This window comes from Acinetobacter sp. 1294596 (assembly GCF_000582925.1).
In the GTDB taxonomy this organism is placed as follows: domain Bacteria; phylum Pseudomonadota; class Gammaproteobacteria; order Pseudomonadales; family Moraxellaceae; genus Acinetobacter; species Acinetobacter radioresistens.
In genome coordinates, this window is record NZ_JFCC01000009.1 from 27,413 (window position 1) to 43,942 (window position 16,530).

The 16,530-nt window shown below is 41.3% G+C and carries 18 protein-coding genes and 1 pseudogene; 7 read left to right on the plus strand and 12 right to left on the minus strand.

Annotated elements, in window-relative coordinates; all coding sequences use genetic code 11:
- Nucleotides 1-77: 77 nt before the first annotated feature.
- The 5 genes and pseudogenes from rutC to rutD all read right to left on the minus strand — a co-directional run bounded on the left by rutC (nucleotide 78) and on the right by rutD (nucleotide 4,536).
- The gene (rutC, locus tag J502_RS05575) at nucleotides 78-461 is read right to left on the minus strand and encodes a pyrimidine utilization protein C (protein WP_005020003.1); all 384 of its coding nucleotides are present in this window, start codon (nucleotides 459-461) and stop codon (nucleotides 78-80) included.
- Nucleotides 462-496: 35 nt separating this feature from the next.
- Nucleotides 497-1,237, minus strand: a complete 741-nt coding sequence (gene rutB, locus J502_RS05580; protein WP_005406385.1) for a pyrimidine utilization protein B — start codon at nucleotides 1,235-1,237, stop codon at nucleotides 497-499.
- Nucleotides 1,234-2,346, minus strand: a complete 1,113-nt coding sequence (rutA, locus tag J502_RS05585; protein WP_005406448.1) for a pyrimidine utilization protein A — start codon at nucleotides 2,344-2,346, stop codon at nucleotides 1,234-1,236. Before rutA ends, rutB begins: the two co-directional genes overlap by 4 nt.
- Before the next feature lie 787 nt (nucleotides 2,347-3,133).
- The gene (locus tag J502_RS05590; protein ID WP_005406283.1) at nucleotides 3,134-3,733 is read right to left on the minus strand and encodes a malonic semialdehyde reductase; all 600 of its coding nucleotides are present in this window, start codon (nucleotides 3,731-3,733) and stop codon (nucleotides 3,134-3,136) included.
- Between the two features lie 20 nt (nucleotides 3,734-3,753).
- A pseudogene (rutD, locus tag J502_RS17250) lies at nucleotides 3,754-4,536 on the minus strand (pyrimidine utilization protein D).
- 280 nt (nucleotides 4,537-4,816) lie between these two features.
- Between rutD and J502_RS05600 the strand changes: the two are divergent.
- Nucleotides 4,817-5,350 (plus strand): lecithin retinol acyltransferase family protein, encoded by a 534-nt coding sequence (locus J502_RS05600; protein WP_005019997.1) that lies wholly within the window; start codon nucleotides 4,817-4,819, stop codon nucleotides 5,348-5,350.
- A gap of 7 nt (nucleotides 5,351-5,357) precedes the next feature.
- Here J502_RS05600 and J502_RS05605 read toward each other — a convergent pair whose 3' ends face one another.
- The gene (locus tag J502_RS05605; RefSeq protein ID WP_005406471.1) at nucleotides 5,358-6,134 is read right to left on the minus strand and encodes a hypothetical protein; all 777 of its coding nucleotides are present in this window, start codon (nucleotides 6,132-6,134) and stop codon (nucleotides 5,358-5,360) included.
- Nucleotides 6,135-6,191: 57 nt separating this feature from the next.
- Nucleotides 6,192-7,916: a glutamine--tRNA ligase/YqeY domain fusion protein gene (locus J502_RS05610; RefSeq protein WP_034683382.1), complete on the minus strand. Its 1,725-nt coding sequence runs from the start codon at nucleotides 7,914-7,916 to the stop codon at nucleotides 6,192-6,194.
- A 167-nt stretch (nucleotides 7,917-8,083) separates the two neighbouring features.
- On the opposite strand from J502_RS05610, the gene J502_RS05615 reads away from it, so the two are divergent.
- From J502_RS05615 to nfsB, 3 genes are all read left to right on the plus strand, one after another.
- A complete protein-coding gene (locus tag J502_RS05615) occupies nucleotides 8,084-8,593 on the plus strand; it encodes a peptidylprolyl isomerase (RefSeq protein WP_005019994.1) in 510 nt (169 codons plus the stop codon).
- Between the two features lie 18 nt (nucleotides 8,594-8,611).
- The gene (locus tag J502_RS05620; RefSeq protein WP_005406293.1) at nucleotides 8,612-9,331 is read left to right on the plus strand and encodes a UDP-2,3-diacylglucosamine diphosphatase; all 720 of its coding nucleotides are present in this window, start codon (nucleotides 8,612-8,614) and stop codon (nucleotides 9,329-9,331) included.
- A 121-nt stretch (nucleotides 9,332-9,452) separates the two neighbouring features.
- Nucleotides 9,453-10,106: an oxygen-insensitive NAD(P)H nitroreductase gene (nfsB, locus tag J502_RS05625; RefSeq protein WP_005406443.1), complete on the plus strand. Its 654-nt coding sequence runs from the start codon at nucleotides 9,453-9,455 to the stop codon at nucleotides 10,104-10,106.
- Nucleotides 10,107-10,243: 137 nt separating this feature from the next.
- On the opposite strand, the gene J502_RS17200 is transcribed toward nfsB, so the two are convergent.
- The 5 genes from J502_RS17200 to J502_RS05650 all read right to left on the minus strand — a co-directional run bounded on the left by J502_RS17200 (nucleotide 10,244) and on the right by J502_RS05650 (nucleotide 14,140).
- Complete coding sequence (locus tag J502_RS17200; RefSeq protein ID WP_005406365.1) at nucleotides 10,244-10,372, minus strand: hypothetical protein; 129 nt, start codon at nucleotides 10,370-10,372, stop codon at nucleotides 10,244-10,246.
- Between the two features lie 39 nt (nucleotides 10,373-10,411).
- Nucleotides 10,412-11,266 (minus strand): EamA family transporter, encoded by an 855-nt coding sequence (locus J502_RS05635; RefSeq protein WP_005406328.1) that lies wholly within the window; start codon nucleotides 11,264-11,266, stop codon nucleotides 10,412-10,414.
- Nucleotides 11,267-11,354: 88 nt separating this feature from the next.
- A complete protein-coding gene (gene fba, locus J502_RS05640) occupies nucleotides 11,355-12,392 on the minus strand; it encodes a class II fructose-bisphosphate aldolase (RefSeq protein ID WP_034683383.1) in 1,038 nt (345 codons plus the stop codon).
- A 121-nt stretch (nucleotides 12,393-12,513) separates the two neighbouring features.
- On the minus strand, nucleotides 12,514-12,813 hold the full coding sequence (locus J502_RS05645; RefSeq protein WP_034428858.1) for a hypothetical protein: 300 nt from the start codon (nucleotides 12,811-12,813) through the stop codon (nucleotides 12,514-12,516).
- A 139-nt stretch (nucleotides 12,814-12,952) separates the two neighbouring features.
- Nucleotides 12,953-14,140, minus strand: a complete 1,188-nt coding sequence (locus tag J502_RS05650; protein ID WP_005406482.1) for a phosphoglycerate kinase — start codon at nucleotides 14,138-14,140, stop codon at nucleotides 12,953-12,955.
- Nucleotides 14,141-14,279: 139 nt separating this feature from the next.
- Between J502_RS05650 and J502_RS05655 the strand changes: the two genes are divergently transcribed.
- Genes J502_RS05655 through J502_RS05665 form a run of 3 tightly spaced genes read left to right on the plus strand, consistent with a single transcriptional unit; the run spans nucleotide 14,280 to nucleotide 16,460 of the window.
- Nucleotides 14,280-14,663 (plus strand): DUF2237 family protein, encoded by a 384-nt coding sequence (locus tag J502_RS05655; RefSeq protein ID WP_005019984.1) that lies wholly within the window; start codon nucleotides 14,280-14,282, stop codon nucleotides 14,661-14,663.
- Entirely contained in the window at nucleotides 14,663-15,256 is a 594-nt protein-coding gene (locus tag J502_RS05660; RefSeq protein WP_005406377.1) for a Maf family protein, read from the plus strand. The genes J502_RS05655 and J502_RS05660 overlap by 1 nt, the downstream gene beginning before the upstream one ends.
- A 31-nt stretch (nucleotides 15,257-15,287) precedes the next feature.
- Complete coding sequence (locus J502_RS05665; protein WP_005406356.1) at nucleotides 15,288-16,460, plus strand: ribosomal protein uL16 3-hydroxylase; 1,173 nt, start codon at nucleotides 15,288-15,290, stop codon at nucleotides 16,458-16,460.
- Nucleotides 16,461-16,530: the final 70 nt, after the last annotated feature.

Consider the following 16,530-nt stretch of genomic DNA (forward strand, 5'->3'; position numbering starts at 1 on the left):
AAAGATGCCAGGTTCGTGCGGAATTTTTTAGCCCTTAATCTGTTCTAGCATCTTTCTCAATATGGTCCATGATGCGATTAGCCAATATGAGCAACCGAAGCAATTTCAATCAGAGCTTCGGGTTTCACCAGTCCGCACTGAATACAGAAACGGGCTGGTTTTTCATTTGGGAAAAATTCTCTATAGACAGTATTGATGGCAGCATAATCTGCCCAGTCTTTTAAAAATATGGAATTAAAGGTCACATCATCCATCGTACCGCCCGCCGTCTCGATGACATTCTGAATGGTACTAAGTACATGTCGGGTCTGGGCAGCAGCATCTCCTACAAAGACCACCTCATTATTTGTGTCTAAGGGTAAGGTACCGGATACATATACAATATTGTCGGCCAAGGTTGCTGGAACGTAAGGTGCCAAAGGCGTACCGGTACCTTCTGGTATAATTACTGTTTTTGCCATGTTTCTTCTTCCAATTTTTTTATTTAAAAAATAACTTATGCTGCTGAGCTCTGGGACTGTTTTTGACCAAAACACTGTTGCATGCTGGCTACATCAGAAACCCAGCCAAAAAAGGTTTTAACGTTATATAAAGTGGCTTCATGCGCTTCACGCGGACCAGCCTGATAGCAGGCATCATCAAGTAATACACCGAAGTATTCCAGGAAGAAGCCATCTCTTAAGGTAGACTCTACGCAGACATTAGTCGCAATTCCGGTGAATAATAAATTACGGATACCACGTGCACGCAGCACACTGTCCAGACTAGTATTAAAGAAACCACTATAACGGGGTTTATCGATAACAATATCACCCGTTACAGGCTTTAGCTCATCAACCAGCTCATAGTCCCAGCCGCCTTTAGCCAGTAATTTTCCCTGTAGCGCCGGCTGCTTACGCATGGTTTTCAGGGCATTTGACTTATGAAAATTTGGCGAACCTGCTCCGCCAGCTTCTACATAATGCTGGTCCCAGCCATTTCTGAAATAAATCACCTGAATACCTGCCTGATGGGCAATATCTACAGCTTTTTTAATTTGCTCAATGACTGGTTGTGTAGTAGATACATCAAAACCGGCCAAGTCCAGATAACCACCTGAACTGGCATATGCATTTTGCATATCCACAATAATTAATGCTGTCTGTTTGGGATCGAGCTTGATTGCCTCAGGAGCAGCATTCAAAATTGGTGCAGAATCTGAAGTAAAGTCGGCACATATTGCTGATTTCATATTCATGCGCTTTTCTCCAGTGCAGTGACTTGGCTTGGTACAGGGCTATCTACTTCAATACGGCTTTTCATCAGTGGCTGAATTCGGGTTCCGAAATCTTCTACACCTTTTATAAAATCATCAAAAGTCAGAAGAATACCGTCTGTACCTTTAACTTCTGAAATTTCATCAAGCATGGCAGCCACTTTTTCATATGAACCTACCAGAGTTCCCATATTGATATTGACTGGAGATACACTGGAAGCCATGTGCCTTATATTGGTGTCATTACCTGAAATCTTGTCTTTTCCGCCTTGGTCCTGTAACCACTGAATAGCTTGCATGTCAGCCCCATTATTATAGTTTTGCCATTTTGCCTGAGCATTTTCATCAGTTTCATCAGCAATGACCATAAACAGTACATAAGTCGAAACATCACGGCCTGTCTTATCTGTCTGTGTTTTTAGACGTTCATTAATACCGGCATAGGCCGTTGGAGTGTTTAAGCCCTTACCAAAAACAAAATTATAATCGGCATACCTTGCCGAAAATGCCAGTCCTTCATCAGACTGGCCTGCACAGATAATTTTCATGTCTGCTTGAGGCACTGGCTTCACCTGGCAGTCATCCATCTTGAAAAAATCACCTTTAAAGTCAGAGTGGCCTGTTGCCCATAACTCTCTTAATACCTGCACATATTCTGAAAGATATTCATAACGTTTACCAAAGTACTCGTCTCCCGGCCACATACCCATCTGGCTATATTCTGGCTTTTGCCAGCCAGTTACTACATTCAGACCAAAGCGGCCATTAGAAATAGAATCAATTGTGGAAGCCATTCTTGCTACAATTGCCGGCGGCATAACTAATGTAGCAGCTGTTGCATAAATCTGGATTTTGGACGTAACCGCGGCTAAGCCAGCCATTAATGTAAATGTTTCCAGGTTGTAATCCCAAAATTCAGTCTCCCCCCCGAAACCGCGCAACTTGATCATGGATAAAGCAAAGTCAAAACCGTAATGTTCAGCACGCTGTACGATTTCTTTATTCATTTCGAAACTTGGTTGATATTGTGGTGCTGTTTTCGAGAGCAACCATCCGTTATTACCAATTGGACAAAAAACGCCGACTTTCATATTCGTACCTCTCTTTTAAAACTTCTCGAGTAAAAGGACCAAGTACATCAGTTCTTCTTGCTTGTATTTTTATTAATGCAAGGTGCATGCCAATATTTTTTATTATTAAATATCAATATATTAATAAAATATTGAGGTATTATTTTTTTTACCATTTAGTCTAAATAGGTGTATCAAAAAGTATCACGCGCACAAAATATGTGCATACAGTGCAAAATTTAAAGGCTTTTGAAAATAACTAACAAGATGAGCAGTTTTTATAGGATCTTAGACTGGCTCTATCCAGAATAGAAATAAATAACAGAGTTAAACCAAGTTTAAATATCAAGCGCACCATGACGTAAAAAACAGCGGTACATTACTCGGAAAGGTATTAAAATTATTTTTAAGATCTATCTTGAGTTGTATAAATATAGAGAACATTATTAAAAATCAGAATTAGGGCAGTTCTATTAAATATAAATACTGTGAATAAAACGAGTAATCTGTGCTTTAAAGCGCAATACGACTGCAACAGTGGCTTTTTTAAGCTTCTTATCAAATATAAGTATTTCCTAAGAAAATAATCGAAGCATACTAATAAATATAAATTAGATAAGGGCTCAAGAGTAGTATTTTTAATTAGATAGTGCATCAGGAACAGAAATATAAGCATCTTCAATTAATCGCAGCAGAAATCTATTCAAAGCTAATTTTTTAACTATTAATAATTTATTTAAGATTTAGTATTTTGATTTTTTAGAATTACTTGAGCAGCAACAACGCGTATGTTCCTGCTCGATGGGCTTTAGAGTATTTTGCAGGTTTTTTCAAAATTCAGTCGAGGTAACCGCTCAAACAATTTTTCTGTAGCTCCATAGCCAATATTAATCAGCAGGTTAGATTTCCAACTGGTGCCTGCAAAAAAAGTTTCATCAATTAAAGCTGGATTAAAACCGGACATTGGACCGGTATCAAGCCCCAGGCTCCGACAGGCCAAAATCAGATAAGCTGCTTGCATGGAACTGTTACGAAAAGCCGTTTCATGTGCCAGTTCTGGACTTGAAGTAAACCATGACCGGGCATCTCCATGTGGGAAAAGTTCAGGCAGCTGCTCATAAAATTCTGCGTCATAAGCTACTACCACTGTTACGGGCGCGTTCATTGTCTTTTCCAGATTCCCTGATGATAAGGCCGGTTTAAGTTTGGCTTTGGCTCCTGCAGATCTGATAAACAAAAACCGCGCAGGTGAACAGTTTGCCGAAGTGGGAGCCATTTTCACCAGATCGTAAATCTGCATAAGCTGCTCATCGCTTACATCACGTTCCCGCCATGCATTATAGGTACGTGCTTCAGTAAATAACTGCTTGAGTACATCCTGCTCTAGGCCTTGCTGATAAATTGTCATTTTCTACTCCCTATATCAGATTAATCTGTTGTTTTAGTTAAAAATCTAATTAGTATCTCATTTACGCTCTGAGCTTGGGTTATGGTACTGGCATGACCGCCATTTGGCATTAATTCCAGTTCAGCATTTTTAATCAGCTTGGCAAGTGCCAGCCCCCGTTTCCATGGCACCAGAAAGTCATCCTGATTGGTTAACACCAGAGTAGGATTTTGAATCTGACGCGCCACTTCAAAAGGTTGATAATTCTGTAATGCATGAAGCCGTTTAAAGACATTTTCTAGAGGTGCAAAAATACCGATCATTTTGTTTTCCTGTTCATTCAATTGCAGTGAATGTGCGGAAATCCAGGCAGGCGGATATAAAAATAAGGCCTGAGCCCGTATATAAGCTTCAATACCTGCATACCGAAGTAAAGCAATACGGGTACTAAAACACTTTTCAGTATGCGAATCGAGCCGGTCCCAAGCATTAATAAGGACCAGTCTATTGACCAGCTCAGGATAAAGCCGCACAAGTTCTATGCCTATAAACCCACCTAGGGCATGTCATATAAAATGACAGTTTTGCTGTTGGTACTGTTTTAAAATTTTTGCCAGATGCTCTGCCAGATGCTGTATGGAATAATTTTCCGGTAATTCTGGACTCTGCGGTTCTATGCCTTCATGGTCATAGCAAATGATCTGAAAATATTCTCTTAATGCTTCAATCTGCGGCTGCCAAAAATTCGCGTGGCCACCTAGGCCCGAACTGAGCACCACTGTCTGAACAGAATGGTTTTTACAGGGATAAATTTCAACAGTCATACACTCATCTGCTTTAGTTGAATTGTTTTATTCCCAGCAAAAAACATACCAGTTTTGACTAAACGGTCAATTTTCCATGAAGCGTTAAATGAAAAATATTTTTATTTTAAAAGAATTGTATAAGCCACCCTTAACAGTTTTTTATTTTTTCTAAAAAATCTGAATATTCAATAAAAGTGTTAAAACGCGCTATATTGTGACAGCCTACACTAATTTTAGGTATAATCCTGACTCTGCTTTCAATAAAGTAATCCCAACGATTTATTGGAATAAAAACAATATGCAGTCACGACGCGTAAAACGCTTCACTGTTGGAGCGCATTTAATTGTTAAACATTTTGGCTATACTCACCATGGTATTTATGCCGGGCGTGGTCGTGTGATTCATTATTCTGGTTTTGCCCATCTATTTAAAAAACATCCTATCGAAATGACCTCACTCAAGAACTTTTCTCATGGCAAGAAAATTTCTGTACGCCACTATGAAGCTCCAAAATATAGTGGCCGCACGGTAGTTAGACGTATGCGTTCCCGCATGCATGAGAATCAGTATCATCTTATTATTAACAACTGTGAGCATTTATGTAGCTGGGCCATTACCGGGGTCGAGAGCAGCCCGCAAGTGGTGAAGATGATGAATCGTCTGACAACTATCGGTTATGTCAGTTCAATCATGAGCTATATGAACAGCATGATGATTACCGTGGCTACCACATCCTTTGCGCTGGTATTGTATATCAAGAAAAAACTGCGGGATAAGGCAAAAATGCAGATTCCTTCTTATCTCATCTATAAACAGGAAGAAAAAAAGTAGTCTAACGCTAACGGGTTTTATTGTTTAAAAAGATAAGTGGTTTCATTGCATATTGAAATAGCAATTGCAGAATGATTGCTGCAATTATGGCAAGGATAAGCGCAAACCAGAAACTCATATATGGCCATGCCATTACCAATATAAAAAAGAAAAGTACAAGCGAATATAAGCCCCGTACTGTACCTCGATATAGAGTAGTAACCGCATCGGCACCTTGTGTGATATGCGTAAAAACTGCCAGAATCGAACCAATAATTGGAAAAACTGCCAGTAATCCACTCCATGTTCCACCCACCAGATTAGCAGCCTGTGTAACTATCAGCGTGAATACACCACCTGCTAACATTCGTACCGGCAGATCTTTTGCATGAGCTGCAGGTCGATACACCCAATTTTTCCGAGGTAATAAGTACGGTGTGAAGATCAAACCGAGTAATGCTATACAAAGGGCAAGATAAATATTTTGTGGTAAAAGTACCAGAAAGCTAGAAATAACACTCCAAACCAGCGTTGCCAGAAGAAAAGTCATCCACCAGTTAAGTTTCAGACTTAACCAGCAATAAGCTATCCCAAAACTCAGTAAGGCAATTACACCGGTAACAGCTGCTGTCGCAGTATATATACCAAACCCAACCCCCTGCTCTAAAGCAACCAGCACCACTATCGGGCCAGCAACTACCGGCATACCGGCCAATATGCCGGCAACCGTGGTTCCCCAGCGCCGGCCAGCCAGACTGACCAGTAAGATAAAAGCAGGCACTATTAGCAGCTTTAACCATATCATATTTATATTATGCCCTTTAAAAAAAGAAGCCTCTTTCACAAGAGGCTTCTTTTAAGTTTATTTACCCGGTTTAAAACTGTCTCTCAAATCGAGAATTCTATTAAATACCGGTTTTTCAGGAGAATGGTCATAACGATCGGCCACAAAATAACCTTCACGCTCGAACTGGAAACGGTCTTCCGGTTGAGCTTGTGCCAGTGCAGGTTCAATTACAGCCTGAAGCACTTTGAGTGATTCAGGATTAAGGTTAGCCAGGAAGTCATCTCCAGTTTCCGGATCTGCTTCAGTAAACAGGCGATCATAAATACGGACTTCTGCCGGTATACCTTGGGTTGCAGAAACCCAGTGGATAACACCTTTTACTTTACGCCCTTCCGGATTTTTACCCAGAGTTTCCGTATCAATTGAACATTTCAGTTCTACTACCTCACCGCCTTCATCTTTAATAACTTCATCGCATTTAATGACATAGGCATGACGTAAACGAACTTCACCGTCTGGTATGAGGCGTTTAAAACCTTTTGGCGGCACTTCTTCAAAATCTTTACGGTCAATATAGATTTCGGATGTCAGCGGAATGCTCCGCTCACCCATATCTATATTTGGATGGCGCGCATGAACCAGATCCATGGCTTCTGGCAGATTAGTTAAAGTTACTTTAAGTGGATTTAGTACTGCCATACCACGTGCTGCACTATTTTCCAGTGACTGACGGATGCAGAACTCCAGCATTGCTACATCAACAATACCGTCAGTTTTCGAAACACCCACTCGCTTGCAAAAATCACGCAATCCTTCTGGAGTAAAACCGCGACGGCGCATACCCACAACTGTTGGCATTCGAGGATCATCCCAGCCATGTACATGCCCACCTTCTACCAGCTTACGCAGTTTACGTTTTGAAGTAATAGTATAATCGACATTCAGACGGCTAGATTCGTACTGGCGCGGTACAGCGGGTGAGTGGACTTTCTCGACGACCCAATCATAAAACGGACGGTGGTCCTGGAATTCCAGAGTACAAAGCGAATGTGTGATGCCTTCAATCGCATCAGACAACGGATGGGCATAATCATACATCGGGTAGATTTTCCATTTATTGCCCGTTTGATGATGCTCAGAATGCAATACACGATACAGAATCGGATCACGCATGTGGACATTTGGTGAAGCCATATCAATTTTAGCGCGGAGCACCGCTTTACCTTCACCCAGTTCACCATTACGCATCTGCTCAAAGCGTATCAGATTCTCTTCAACACTTGCATCACGATAAGGTGAGTTTTTGCCTGGCTCTACAAAAGAGCCACGATTTAACTTAATCTGTTCTGGAGTCTGCAAGTCTACATAGGCATCGCCCTGCTGAATCAACTGAAGCGCCCATGTATAGAGCTGATCAAAGTAGCTTGATGCATAACGCGGCTCACCTTCCCATTGAAATCCAAGCCATTTCACATCATTAGCAATGCCATCTACATATTCCTGCTCTTCGGCATCTGGATTGGTGTCGTCAAAACGCAAGTTACATGCACCCTGATATTCTTCTGCAATTCCAAAGTTCAGACAGATAGCCTTCACATGACCAATATGCAAATAGCCATTCGGCTCTGGTGGGAAGCGGGTGATTACTTTCTGGGTACGCCCGGCAGCCAGATCATCACTAATGACCTGACGGATAAAGTCTAAGCCTGCCTGTTGTTGTTGCTGCGCTTGATCGACTGTGGCTTCATTATTTGGTGTCGGGTTATTTGGCAGGGATGAAACAACATCATTGGGCTTCATAATAGATAATTCACTTCTAAATCAAAAAATGAGGATAATTAAAACGCTATTCAGTTTTTTTAACAAAGAAAATAACGTTTTTACTTGCCTTGTAGTTTACAGTTTGCTTATGCTTCTCTCAACCAAAAAACCCATGGCATTTTTGTCCATGTTCAGGAGATTAACCAATGAGTTTTCCTCAAGTCGAATTAAACACCAATAAAGGTCGTATTGTTCTTGAGCTTAATACTGAAAAAGCACCTAAAACTGCTGAAAACTTCCTGCAATATGTTCGTGACGGCTTTTATGACGGCGTTATCTTTCACCGTGTGATTGACGGTTTCATGATCCAAGGTGGTGGCTTCGACGAAAACTTTAAAGAAAAAGCAACTCGCGATGCAATCGAAAATGAAGCAGATAACGGCCTGAGCAATGACGAAGGTACGATTGCAATGGCACGTACTCAGGCTCCTCACTCTGCATCTGCCCAGTTTTTCATTAACGTGAAAAATAACTCTTTCCTTAACCATACAGGTAAAACTGCTCAAGGTTGGGGTTATGCAGTGTTCGGTAAGGTTGTTGAAGGTATGGACGTTGTTAATGAGATTAAAAATGTCCGTACTGGTAACCGTGGTTACCATGCCGATGTTCCTCTGGAAAATGTTGTAATCGAATCTGCTAAAATTATCTCTGAATAATTTTATGCAGGACACCTTGTGACCTATCTGTTTATTTCAGATTTACATTTGTCACCTGAACACCCTCGACTTGTTCGGGGGTTTTTAGACTTATTAAAACATTATGCAAACCAGCATACCCAGCTCTATATTTTAGGAGACTGGTTTAATGCCTGGATCGGTGATGATTACTCTGCGCCTTGGCTGGATGAAATTGTTCAGGCTTTACAGCAGTTCCATCAAGCTGGTAACACTATCTATTTTCAGGCCGGAAATCGTGACTTTGCCTTAGGCCAAAAATTCTTGGACCAGTTTCACGGTGTTCTATTGCCAGATATATATCAGTTGAGTATTGGTGCTTTAGCGTTCCGGCTAGAACATGGAGATGCACTTTGTACTGATGATATATCTTATCAACGCTTTAAAAAAATAATTCGCAACCCGCTTTTGCTGGGCTTTCTAAAACGTCTACCACTCGGTCTTAGACAAAAGCTGGCCAATGGATTCCGTCAAAAAAGTGCTGAGACCAAGCAGACCAAAGCTTATGAAATTATGGATGTTAACCAGCATACAGTTGAGCAGGTTCTGGAAAATTCCGATATTTTGATTCACGGCCATACACATCGCCCTGCAATTCATGAAATATATAATAAAAAGCGTATCGTGCTAGGTGACTGGAGAGAGCGTTCTGCTCAAATTCTGGAGATAAATCCGCTAGCAGAGCAAACAGAGTTAAAGTTGATAAGCTGGAATTATTAAACAAACAATATAATCCTGCTTCTTTAAGATAAAAATTGATTGAATTTACGAGTATTATTTAAAAAATATCGTATGATCAATCTCAATGATTTGAACCTAAATGCAGTGATGGAGTACATATATGGATCTGCTTGATATCGTACATAACCGCTATACGACTAAAGCTTATGACCCAACCAAGAAAATTTCACAGGAGCAGTTTGAACGCTTCCTGGAAATACTTCGTTATACTCCTTCATCAATTAACATTCAGCCTTGGCATTTCTTTATCGCTGATCATGAATCTGCCAAACAGCGTATTGCGAAAGCTCTGGTGGGCAAGTACAGTTATAACGCACCTAAAGTATTAGACTCTTCCCATACTATTTTATTTTGTACTAAAGCCGATATTACTGAAGAACATCTTGAGCATTTGTTAAATCAAGATGCAGCAAGTGGGCGCTTCAAGGATGAAACAGCCAAACAAGGTCAGAAAGACAGCCGTAGTGGTTATGTTGATTATTACCGCAATGAAAAAGGTAATGTCCAGCGTTGGGCTGAAAATCAGACTTTTATTGCTCTTGGGCAAATGCTATTGGCAGCAGGTATTGAAGGTGTGGACGCTACCCCTATTGGTGGATTTAATGAAGATATTATCAGTGCAGAATTAGGCTTAACTGAATTAGGCTTAGTTCCATCAGTATTACTTACATTAGGCTACCGCAGTGCAAGCGATTTTAATGCCAAGTTACCTAAATCACGCTTGGACAGAGAACAGATTTTTACCAAGCTATAAAATTCTAAATTGAGGAGAGGATATCTCTCCTTTTATAATTGTCATCATAATTTTATATAAAAATTTTAAAATCATTCAAAAACCGGAAACAAAAAACAATGTTACCTATTCCCAAACGTCTGCTTAAATTTAAATGTCTAGGTTGCGGCAGCATGTACATAGAACAAATAAATAGACGGCATATGCTTTCCTATCCAGCATGCCCAAATTGCCAGCAGCCAGGCCAGATACTTGGTAGTGTCAATAAACTGGATTACTTGCTTCATCCGGTAGCAGTGATAAAAACTTACTTACCTTAAAGCATATTACATGGCATATGCCAGACAGATTACTCCAGTCAATCCTAAAATTAAGCCGATTAATGTCGGGAGATTCAGTTTTTCTTTAAAGTACAGCAAACCACTCATCACACCCAGTAATACCACCAGAATATTCATTCCAGCAAATACAATAGCTGGGCTATCTTTAAGTAGCATATGGGCTTTAATGTACAGAGCAATATTACAAAAATTAAGCAAGCCCAAACCTGAACCAGCTAATATATTTTTTTGTGACCACCGGTTTTTTTGTAAAACCAGAAAACTGCTTGAGAGTACAAAAGAAAAGAGAAAGGCCAGATTCAAGGCCAGTGCAAATTGTAAGCCTAAGCCTGTGGTGTATTTTAAAAGAATATCCACCAACGCGTAGCCTATCCATACACTCAATAGAAAAACCAGACCTTTTTTATGATCGGAAGTCGTTTTTTCCTGAAAATGTTGACCGAATAATAAACTGATTACTGCGACTATTCCTAGACCTATACCCAGCAGTTTACTAATACTGAACTGTTCCTGAAATATAGAAAAAGCAGCCAGTAGAGATAATACAACAGACAGGCGTTGCGCAATTTCGGTTTTCAGGATTCCTGCGTATTGTAGTGATCTGGCCAGACATAGAAATATACCAGGCAATAGCATACCTAAAATAAAAATCAGCCACCACGGAGTGGTACTTAAAGAAACATGAGAAAAATCCGGTTTAAACCATATATAGCAAAGCACACTGGCAACTGCATAATTGACAGTAATCATTTGCAGAGCATCAAAACCGTGTGATTTGCCCCATTTTAAGAATATAGACACTGCCACACTGCATAAGGCCGCCCCAAAAATCAGTTCCATCTTGCCACTCTTAGCTTGTTTTACTTGAGCTTATAGAAAAAGCCCACAGATGTGGGCTTTTAAATATTATAAAACATCACGTAGTGAGTTATTTATAACGATCAACCATTTTTTCCAGTGAAATCGGACGGATTTTATCTGCATGGCCTGCCGTACCAAATGCTTCATAACGATCTACACAGATCTGTTTCATTGCATCAATAGTCTTGGCAAAGAATTTACGCGGATCAAATTCACTTGGCTGCTCAGCCATCATACGGCGCATTGCACCGGTAGAAGCCAGACGCAAGTCTGTATCGATGTTAATTTTGCGTACGCCATGTTTGATCGCTTCTACCAACTGCTCAACTGGCACACCATAAGTTTCTTTGATATCGCCGCCGTACTGGTTAATAATAGCTAACCATTCTTGTGGAACTGAACTTGAGCCATGCATAACCAGGTGTGTATTTGGTAAAGCCGCATGAATTTCTTTAATACGGTCAATTGCCAAGATGTCTCCCGTTGGTGGACGGGTGAATTTATACGCACCATGTGAAGTACCTACAGCAATTGCCAGCGCATCAACATTGGTATCAGCCACAAAACTGCGTGCTTCTTCTACAGAAGTCAACAGCTGAGAATGGTCAAGTCCCCCTTCTGCACCTACGCCATCTTCTTCACCAGCCATACCGGTTTCAAGTGAACCCAGACAGCCAATTTCACCTTCTACTGAAACACCACAAGCATGTGCCATTTGTACAGTACGACGAGTCACATCAACATTGTATTCATAGGAAGTTGGTGTTTTACCATCTTCACCTAATGAACCATCCATCATCACCGAGCTAAAGCCAAGCTGAATTGAACGTTGGCAAACATCTGGGCTGGTACCATGATCTTGGTGCATAACTACCGGAATGTGTGGCCATTCTTCAATAGCGGCCAGAATAAGATGACGCAAGAACGGCGCCCCTGCATACTTACGGGCCCCCGCTGAAGCTTGTACGATCACAGGTGAATTGGTTGCGTCTGCAGCCAGCATGATTGCGCGCATTTGTTCTAAATTGTTTACATTGAACGCTGGTACGCCGTAGCTATGTTCTGCGGCGTGGTCCAAGAGCTGGCGCATCGAAATAAGTGCCATAATATCCTCCCAGGTAATGCGGCCTATTCTACCCTGTCATTTATTTCAATTCAGCAACAAAACACATGATTTAAAAAAAAATCCCTGCATTTGCAGGGACTTTTAAACAAAAGCCTACAATTTACTGTGTGGCTGTGCCTGTAGTAGCTGTTTCAGCTTCTGGTGCAGGCGTTTCTGCTGCTGGAGTCATAGAATCTTCAGCTGGTGCATTCGCTTGTTCAGGCGAAATATCTGTATTATTTTCATCCATGACTGGCTTGTCGATTGCATCAATTGCAGCTTGTTGTTCAGGTGTTATTTTTTCTTCTGCAGCAGGTGCATTTTGCCCCTGATCAGTTGCAGCTGCTTCTTCTTTCTTTGCACACGCAGTTAGTACCAGTGGTGCGACCAGTGAGATCACAAGCATAAATTTTAACTTCATTACCTTTACCCAAACAAAGAAGATCTAATGCAGATTATGTTATTGCACAAATATGACAGTTATATGAATCTAAAATGAAAACAGGCTGGACCAAGCCAACCTGTTTAAACTTAAAAAATTATAGAATCAGAAGAATGTATTAGGCACGCTCTAGTAGCACGGCTACTGCTGGCAAGGTTTTGCCTTCTACAAACTCAAGGAAAGCCCCACCACCAGTCGAGATATAGCCAATTTTGTCAGCGACTTCATATTTATCAATAGCTGCCAATGTATCTCCACCGCCTGCTATCGAGAAACCGGCAGACTCTGCAATTGCCTGAGAAAGTGTTTTGGTACCCTCTCCAAACTGGTCAACTTCAAATACACCGACCGGACCATTCCATAAAATAGTTTTTGAATCTTTAAGAATCTCTGCAAATGCCTGAGCTGTTTCTGGACCAACATCCAGAATCATATCATTTTCCGAAACTTCTGATACTTTCTTGACTACAGCTTGAGCTTTTGCCAATGAACCCAAGAAATCTTCAAAGTTAATTTCAGATGCATTAGCAACAACCACGTCAGTTGGCAAAGGAACAGAAACTTTCGCAGCAATCGCTTTTGCAGTGTCGACCAGGTCTGCTTCAAAAAGCGATTTACCCACGTTATAACCGGCGGCCGCCAAGAAAGTATTGGCAATACCGCCGCCAACAATTAACTGGTCACAAAGTGTGGATAAAGAATTTAAAACGTCGAGTTTAGTAGAGACTTTAGAACCTGCAACAATTGCTACCATTGGCTTTTCAGGTGTTTTTAGTGCACGGCCCAGTGCATCCAGTTCTGCTGCAAGCAGCGGCCCTGCTGCTGCAACCTTGGCAAAGCGCGCTACACCTTCTGTAGATGCTTCTGCACGATGCGCAGTACCAAATGCATCCATAACAAAGACATCACACAATGCAGCATATTTTTGTGCCAGCTCAGGATTATTCTTCTTTTCACCTGCATTGAAGCGTACATTTTCCAGTAAAACTACCTGGCCGGCCTGAACTTCAACGCCATCCAAGTACTCTGTAACCAACTGGACTTCCTGACCCAGTGCCTGAGACAGATAAGCCGCAACAGGAGCGAGTGACTGTTCCGGTTTAGGTTCACCCTCTACCGGACGACCCAGATGAGAACATACTATCACTGCTGCACCTTTTTCCAGCGCAGCCTGAATTGTCGGTAATGCAGCGCGTAGACGTGCATCGCTCGTAATCTCACCATTTTTTACAGGAACGTTTAAGTCTTCACGAATAAGGACACGTTTGCCTGTCAGGTCAAGGTCAGTCATACGCTGAAAATTCATGTAATACTCTCTTTATGTATTTAAAAATGCCATCGATTTTAAATGATTATACTTAAAAAGGTTAGCTTCTTTTGCATAAAAGCTAACGTTTGCCAAAGATTTGTTATGATAGATAAAGCCCGTCTATTTCCGAGTACTTATGTCTTTTCATCCTGATCCGAAGATTAACCGCTTAAATGTATTAGGTGAACCCTTGGCAAGCTGCTGCTATGACCCTATTACCGGATATTTCCGTAATGGTTTTTGCCATACTGCTGCTACTGATCTGGGCCAGCATACTGTTTGTGCACAGATGACATCTGAATTTCTAAGTTTTTCTCAAAAACTGGGTAATGACCTGATTACACCCTTACCGGAAGTGGGTTTTCCCGGTCTAAAACCTGGTGACTTCTGGTGTATCTGCGTAACGCGCTGGGTTGAAGCCTATCAGGCTGATATGGCCCCGCCTGTAAAAATTCATGCCTGCCATCAGGCAGTACTCAGCTATGTACCTTTAGATATTTTAATGGATTATGCAGTTTGATGAAGCAGCCTCCTCTTATTCTGGCCTCCAGTAGTGAGACCCGTAAAGCGCTGTTGAATCGTTTAGGCTTGCAGTATCGATGTATTTCACCAGATATTGATGAATTACCCCAGGGTGAGACACATGCAGATGAACTTGCAAAGAGACTGGCTTTTGACAAAGCTCATATTGTTGCCAGACTTTACCCTGAAGCAGTAGTGATTGGTTCCGATCAGGTAGCATGGCGGGAACATACACCCGATGATTTTATAGGTAAGCCCTTAACAGTTGAAAAGGCAGTGCAACAGTTGCAGGCCAATTCCGGGAAAACGGTCTATTTTAGTACGGGGCTGAGTGTACAGCAGCATTCCACAGGTTTTCAGCACACACTGGTAGAGCATTATCAGGTAAAATTCCGCACATTAAATCTGGCCGAAATTGAGCGATACATCGAACTGGATCAACCACTTCACTGTGCAGGTAGCTTTAAATGTGAAAGTCTGGGCATTAGTCTGTTTGAAAAGATGACGGGTAATGACCAGACAACTTTAATGGGCCTACCCATGATTCAGCTATGCCAGATTTTGCGCCAACTTGACTTCCAGATTCCCTAGCTAATTTTTTTAATATTTACAGGTTTTTTCTATGTCCCAACCTCTAGCTGTCTTAGGCGGTATAACTGCCGAACAATTTTTAAGTGAATATTGGCAAAAAAAACCGCTACTGGTCCGTAATGCCCTACCCGAAATTATCAATATTCTTGAACCGAACGATGTTAAAGAACTTGCGCTTGAAGAAAATGTTACTGCCCGTTTAATCAAGCAAAAAGATAAAGATTCTAACCAGTGGTCAGTGAAATCTTCTCCTCTAATTAAAGGCGATTTCCAGAAAATGCCAAAACTATGGACCTTGCTGGTTCAGGCGGTTGACCATTATTCATTTGACCTCGCAGCCCTATGGAAAAAATTTCCCTTTATTCCACAGTGGCGCCGTGATGATATTATGGTGTCTTATGCGCCTAAAGGCGGTTCAGTTGGCAAGCATTTTGACTTTTATGATGTATTCCTGGTGCAAGGTTACGGTCACCGTCGCTGGCAGCTTGGGCAGATGTGCGATGCAGACACGGCTTTTGTTCCAGGTCAGCCTCTTAAACTGCTACCAGACATGGAGGTAAATTTTGATGAAGTACTGGCTCCAGGTGATCTGTTATATGTTCCGCCAGGTCTGTCTCACTATGGCGTAGCAGAAGACGACTGCCTGACCTTTTCCTTTGGTTTTCGTATGCCTAATATTGCAGATATGATGGATCGTGTGAGTGATAAATTTTCTGAAGACCAGTTACTCAGAAATCCGCTAACCGATATTCTGCGTGACCAGGCTACAGCAGCAGGTGAGATTACACCTGTTGAACTTGAGTACCTTAAAACAGAACTACTTGCCCGTCTGCAAAACTCTACTGTACTTGATGATGCTATTATCAGCTTGATGTCGGAACCGAAGTATCCGGAGAATATTCCTGAAGCGGAAGAGATCGGTACAGGTGATCTGGAAGAAGCTTTGGATCAGGGTTACATGCTAATGCTGGAACCTGCTTCACGCCTGCTTTATACAGATGAAGACAACCAGCTACTTTTTTGGGCAAATGGTGAAGCACTATATATTTCTGAAAGCTTTGCAGCCTATTTAAAGCGTCTTGCTGATGGTGAAATTCTGGTTCTTGATCAGAATTTAAATGATGAAGAAATACTTGAAGATATCGCACAGCTATTGACTGACTCTATTTTGATGTTGCTTCCACCAGAAGAAGAGCAAAACTAATATTTATTTATAAAAAATAGCCAGACCTGTTCTGGTTATTTTTTTATCTGAAAAATTATCCTAGTTATCT

What these genes read in the sequence shown, in the direction of transcription:
- rutC (WP_005020003.1), bottom strand. Translation starts at nt 461, where the DNA reads ATGGCAAAAACAGTAATTATACCAGAAGGTACCGGTACGCCTTTGGCA.
- rutB (WP_005406385.1), bottom strand. Translation starts at nt 1,237, where the DNA reads ATGAATATGAAATCAGCAATATGTGCCGACTTTACTTCAGATTCTGCA.
- rutA (WP_005406448.1), bottom strand. Translation starts at nt 2,346, where the DNA reads ATGAAAGTCGGCGTTTTTTGTCCAATTGGTAATAACGGATGGTTGCTC.
- J502_RS05590 (WP_005406283.1), bottom strand. Translation starts at nt 3,733, where the DNA reads ATGACAATTTATCAGCAAGGCCTAGAGCAGGATGTACTCAAGCAGTTA.
- J502_RS05600 (WP_005019997.1), top strand. Translation starts at nt 4,817, where the DNA reads ATGCAGTCACGACGCGTAAAACGCTTCACTGTTGGAGCGCATTTAATT.
- J502_RS05605 (WP_005406471.1), bottom strand. Translation starts at nt 6,134, where the DNA reads ATGATATGGTTAAAGCTGCTAATAGTGCCTGCTTTTATCTTACTGGTC.
- J502_RS05610 (WP_034683382.1), bottom strand. Translation starts at nt 7,916, where the DNA reads ATGAAGCCCAATGATGTTGTTTCATCCCTGCCAAATAACCCGACACCA.
- J502_RS05615 (WP_005019994.1), top strand. Translation starts at nt 8,084, where the DNA reads ATGAGTTTTCCTCAAGTCGAATTAAACACCAATAAAGGTCGTATTGTT.
- nfsB (WP_005406443.1), top strand. Translation starts at nt 9,453, where the DNA reads ATGGATCTGCTTGATATCGTACATAACCGCTATACGACTAAAGCTTAT.
- J502_RS17200 (WP_005406365.1), bottom strand. Translation starts at nt 10,372, where the DNA reads ATGAAGCAAGTAATCCAGTTTATTGACACTACCAAGTATCTGGCCTGG.
- J502_RS05635 (WP_005406328.1), bottom strand. Translation starts at nt 11,266, where the DNA reads ATGGAACTGATTTTTGGGGCGGCCTTATGCAGTGTGGCAGTGTCTATA.
- fba (WP_034683383.1), bottom strand. Translation starts at nt 12,392, where the DNA reads ATGGCACTTATTTCGATGCGCCAGCTCTTGGACCACGCCGCAGAACAT.
- J502_RS05645 (WP_034428858.1), bottom strand. Translation starts at nt 12,813, where the DNA reads ATGAAGTTAAAATTTATGCTTGTGATCTCACTGGTCGCACCACTGGTA.
- J502_RS05650 (WP_005406482.1), bottom strand. Translation starts at nt 14,140, where the DNA reads ATGAATTTTCAGCGTATGACTGACCTTGACCTGACAGGCAAACGTGTC.
- J502_RS05655 (WP_005019984.1), top strand. Translation starts at nt 14,280, where the DNA reads ATGTCTTTTCATCCTGATCCGAAGATTAACCGCTTAAATGTATTAGGT.
- J502_RS05660 (WP_005406377.1), top strand. Translation starts at nt 14,663, where the DNA reads ATGAAGCAGCCTCCTCTTATTCTGGCCTCCAGTAGTGAGACCCGTAAA.
- J502_RS05665 (WP_005406356.1), top strand. Translation starts at nt 15,288, where the DNA reads ATGTCCCAACCTCTAGCTGTCTTAGGCGGTATAACTGCCGAACAATTT.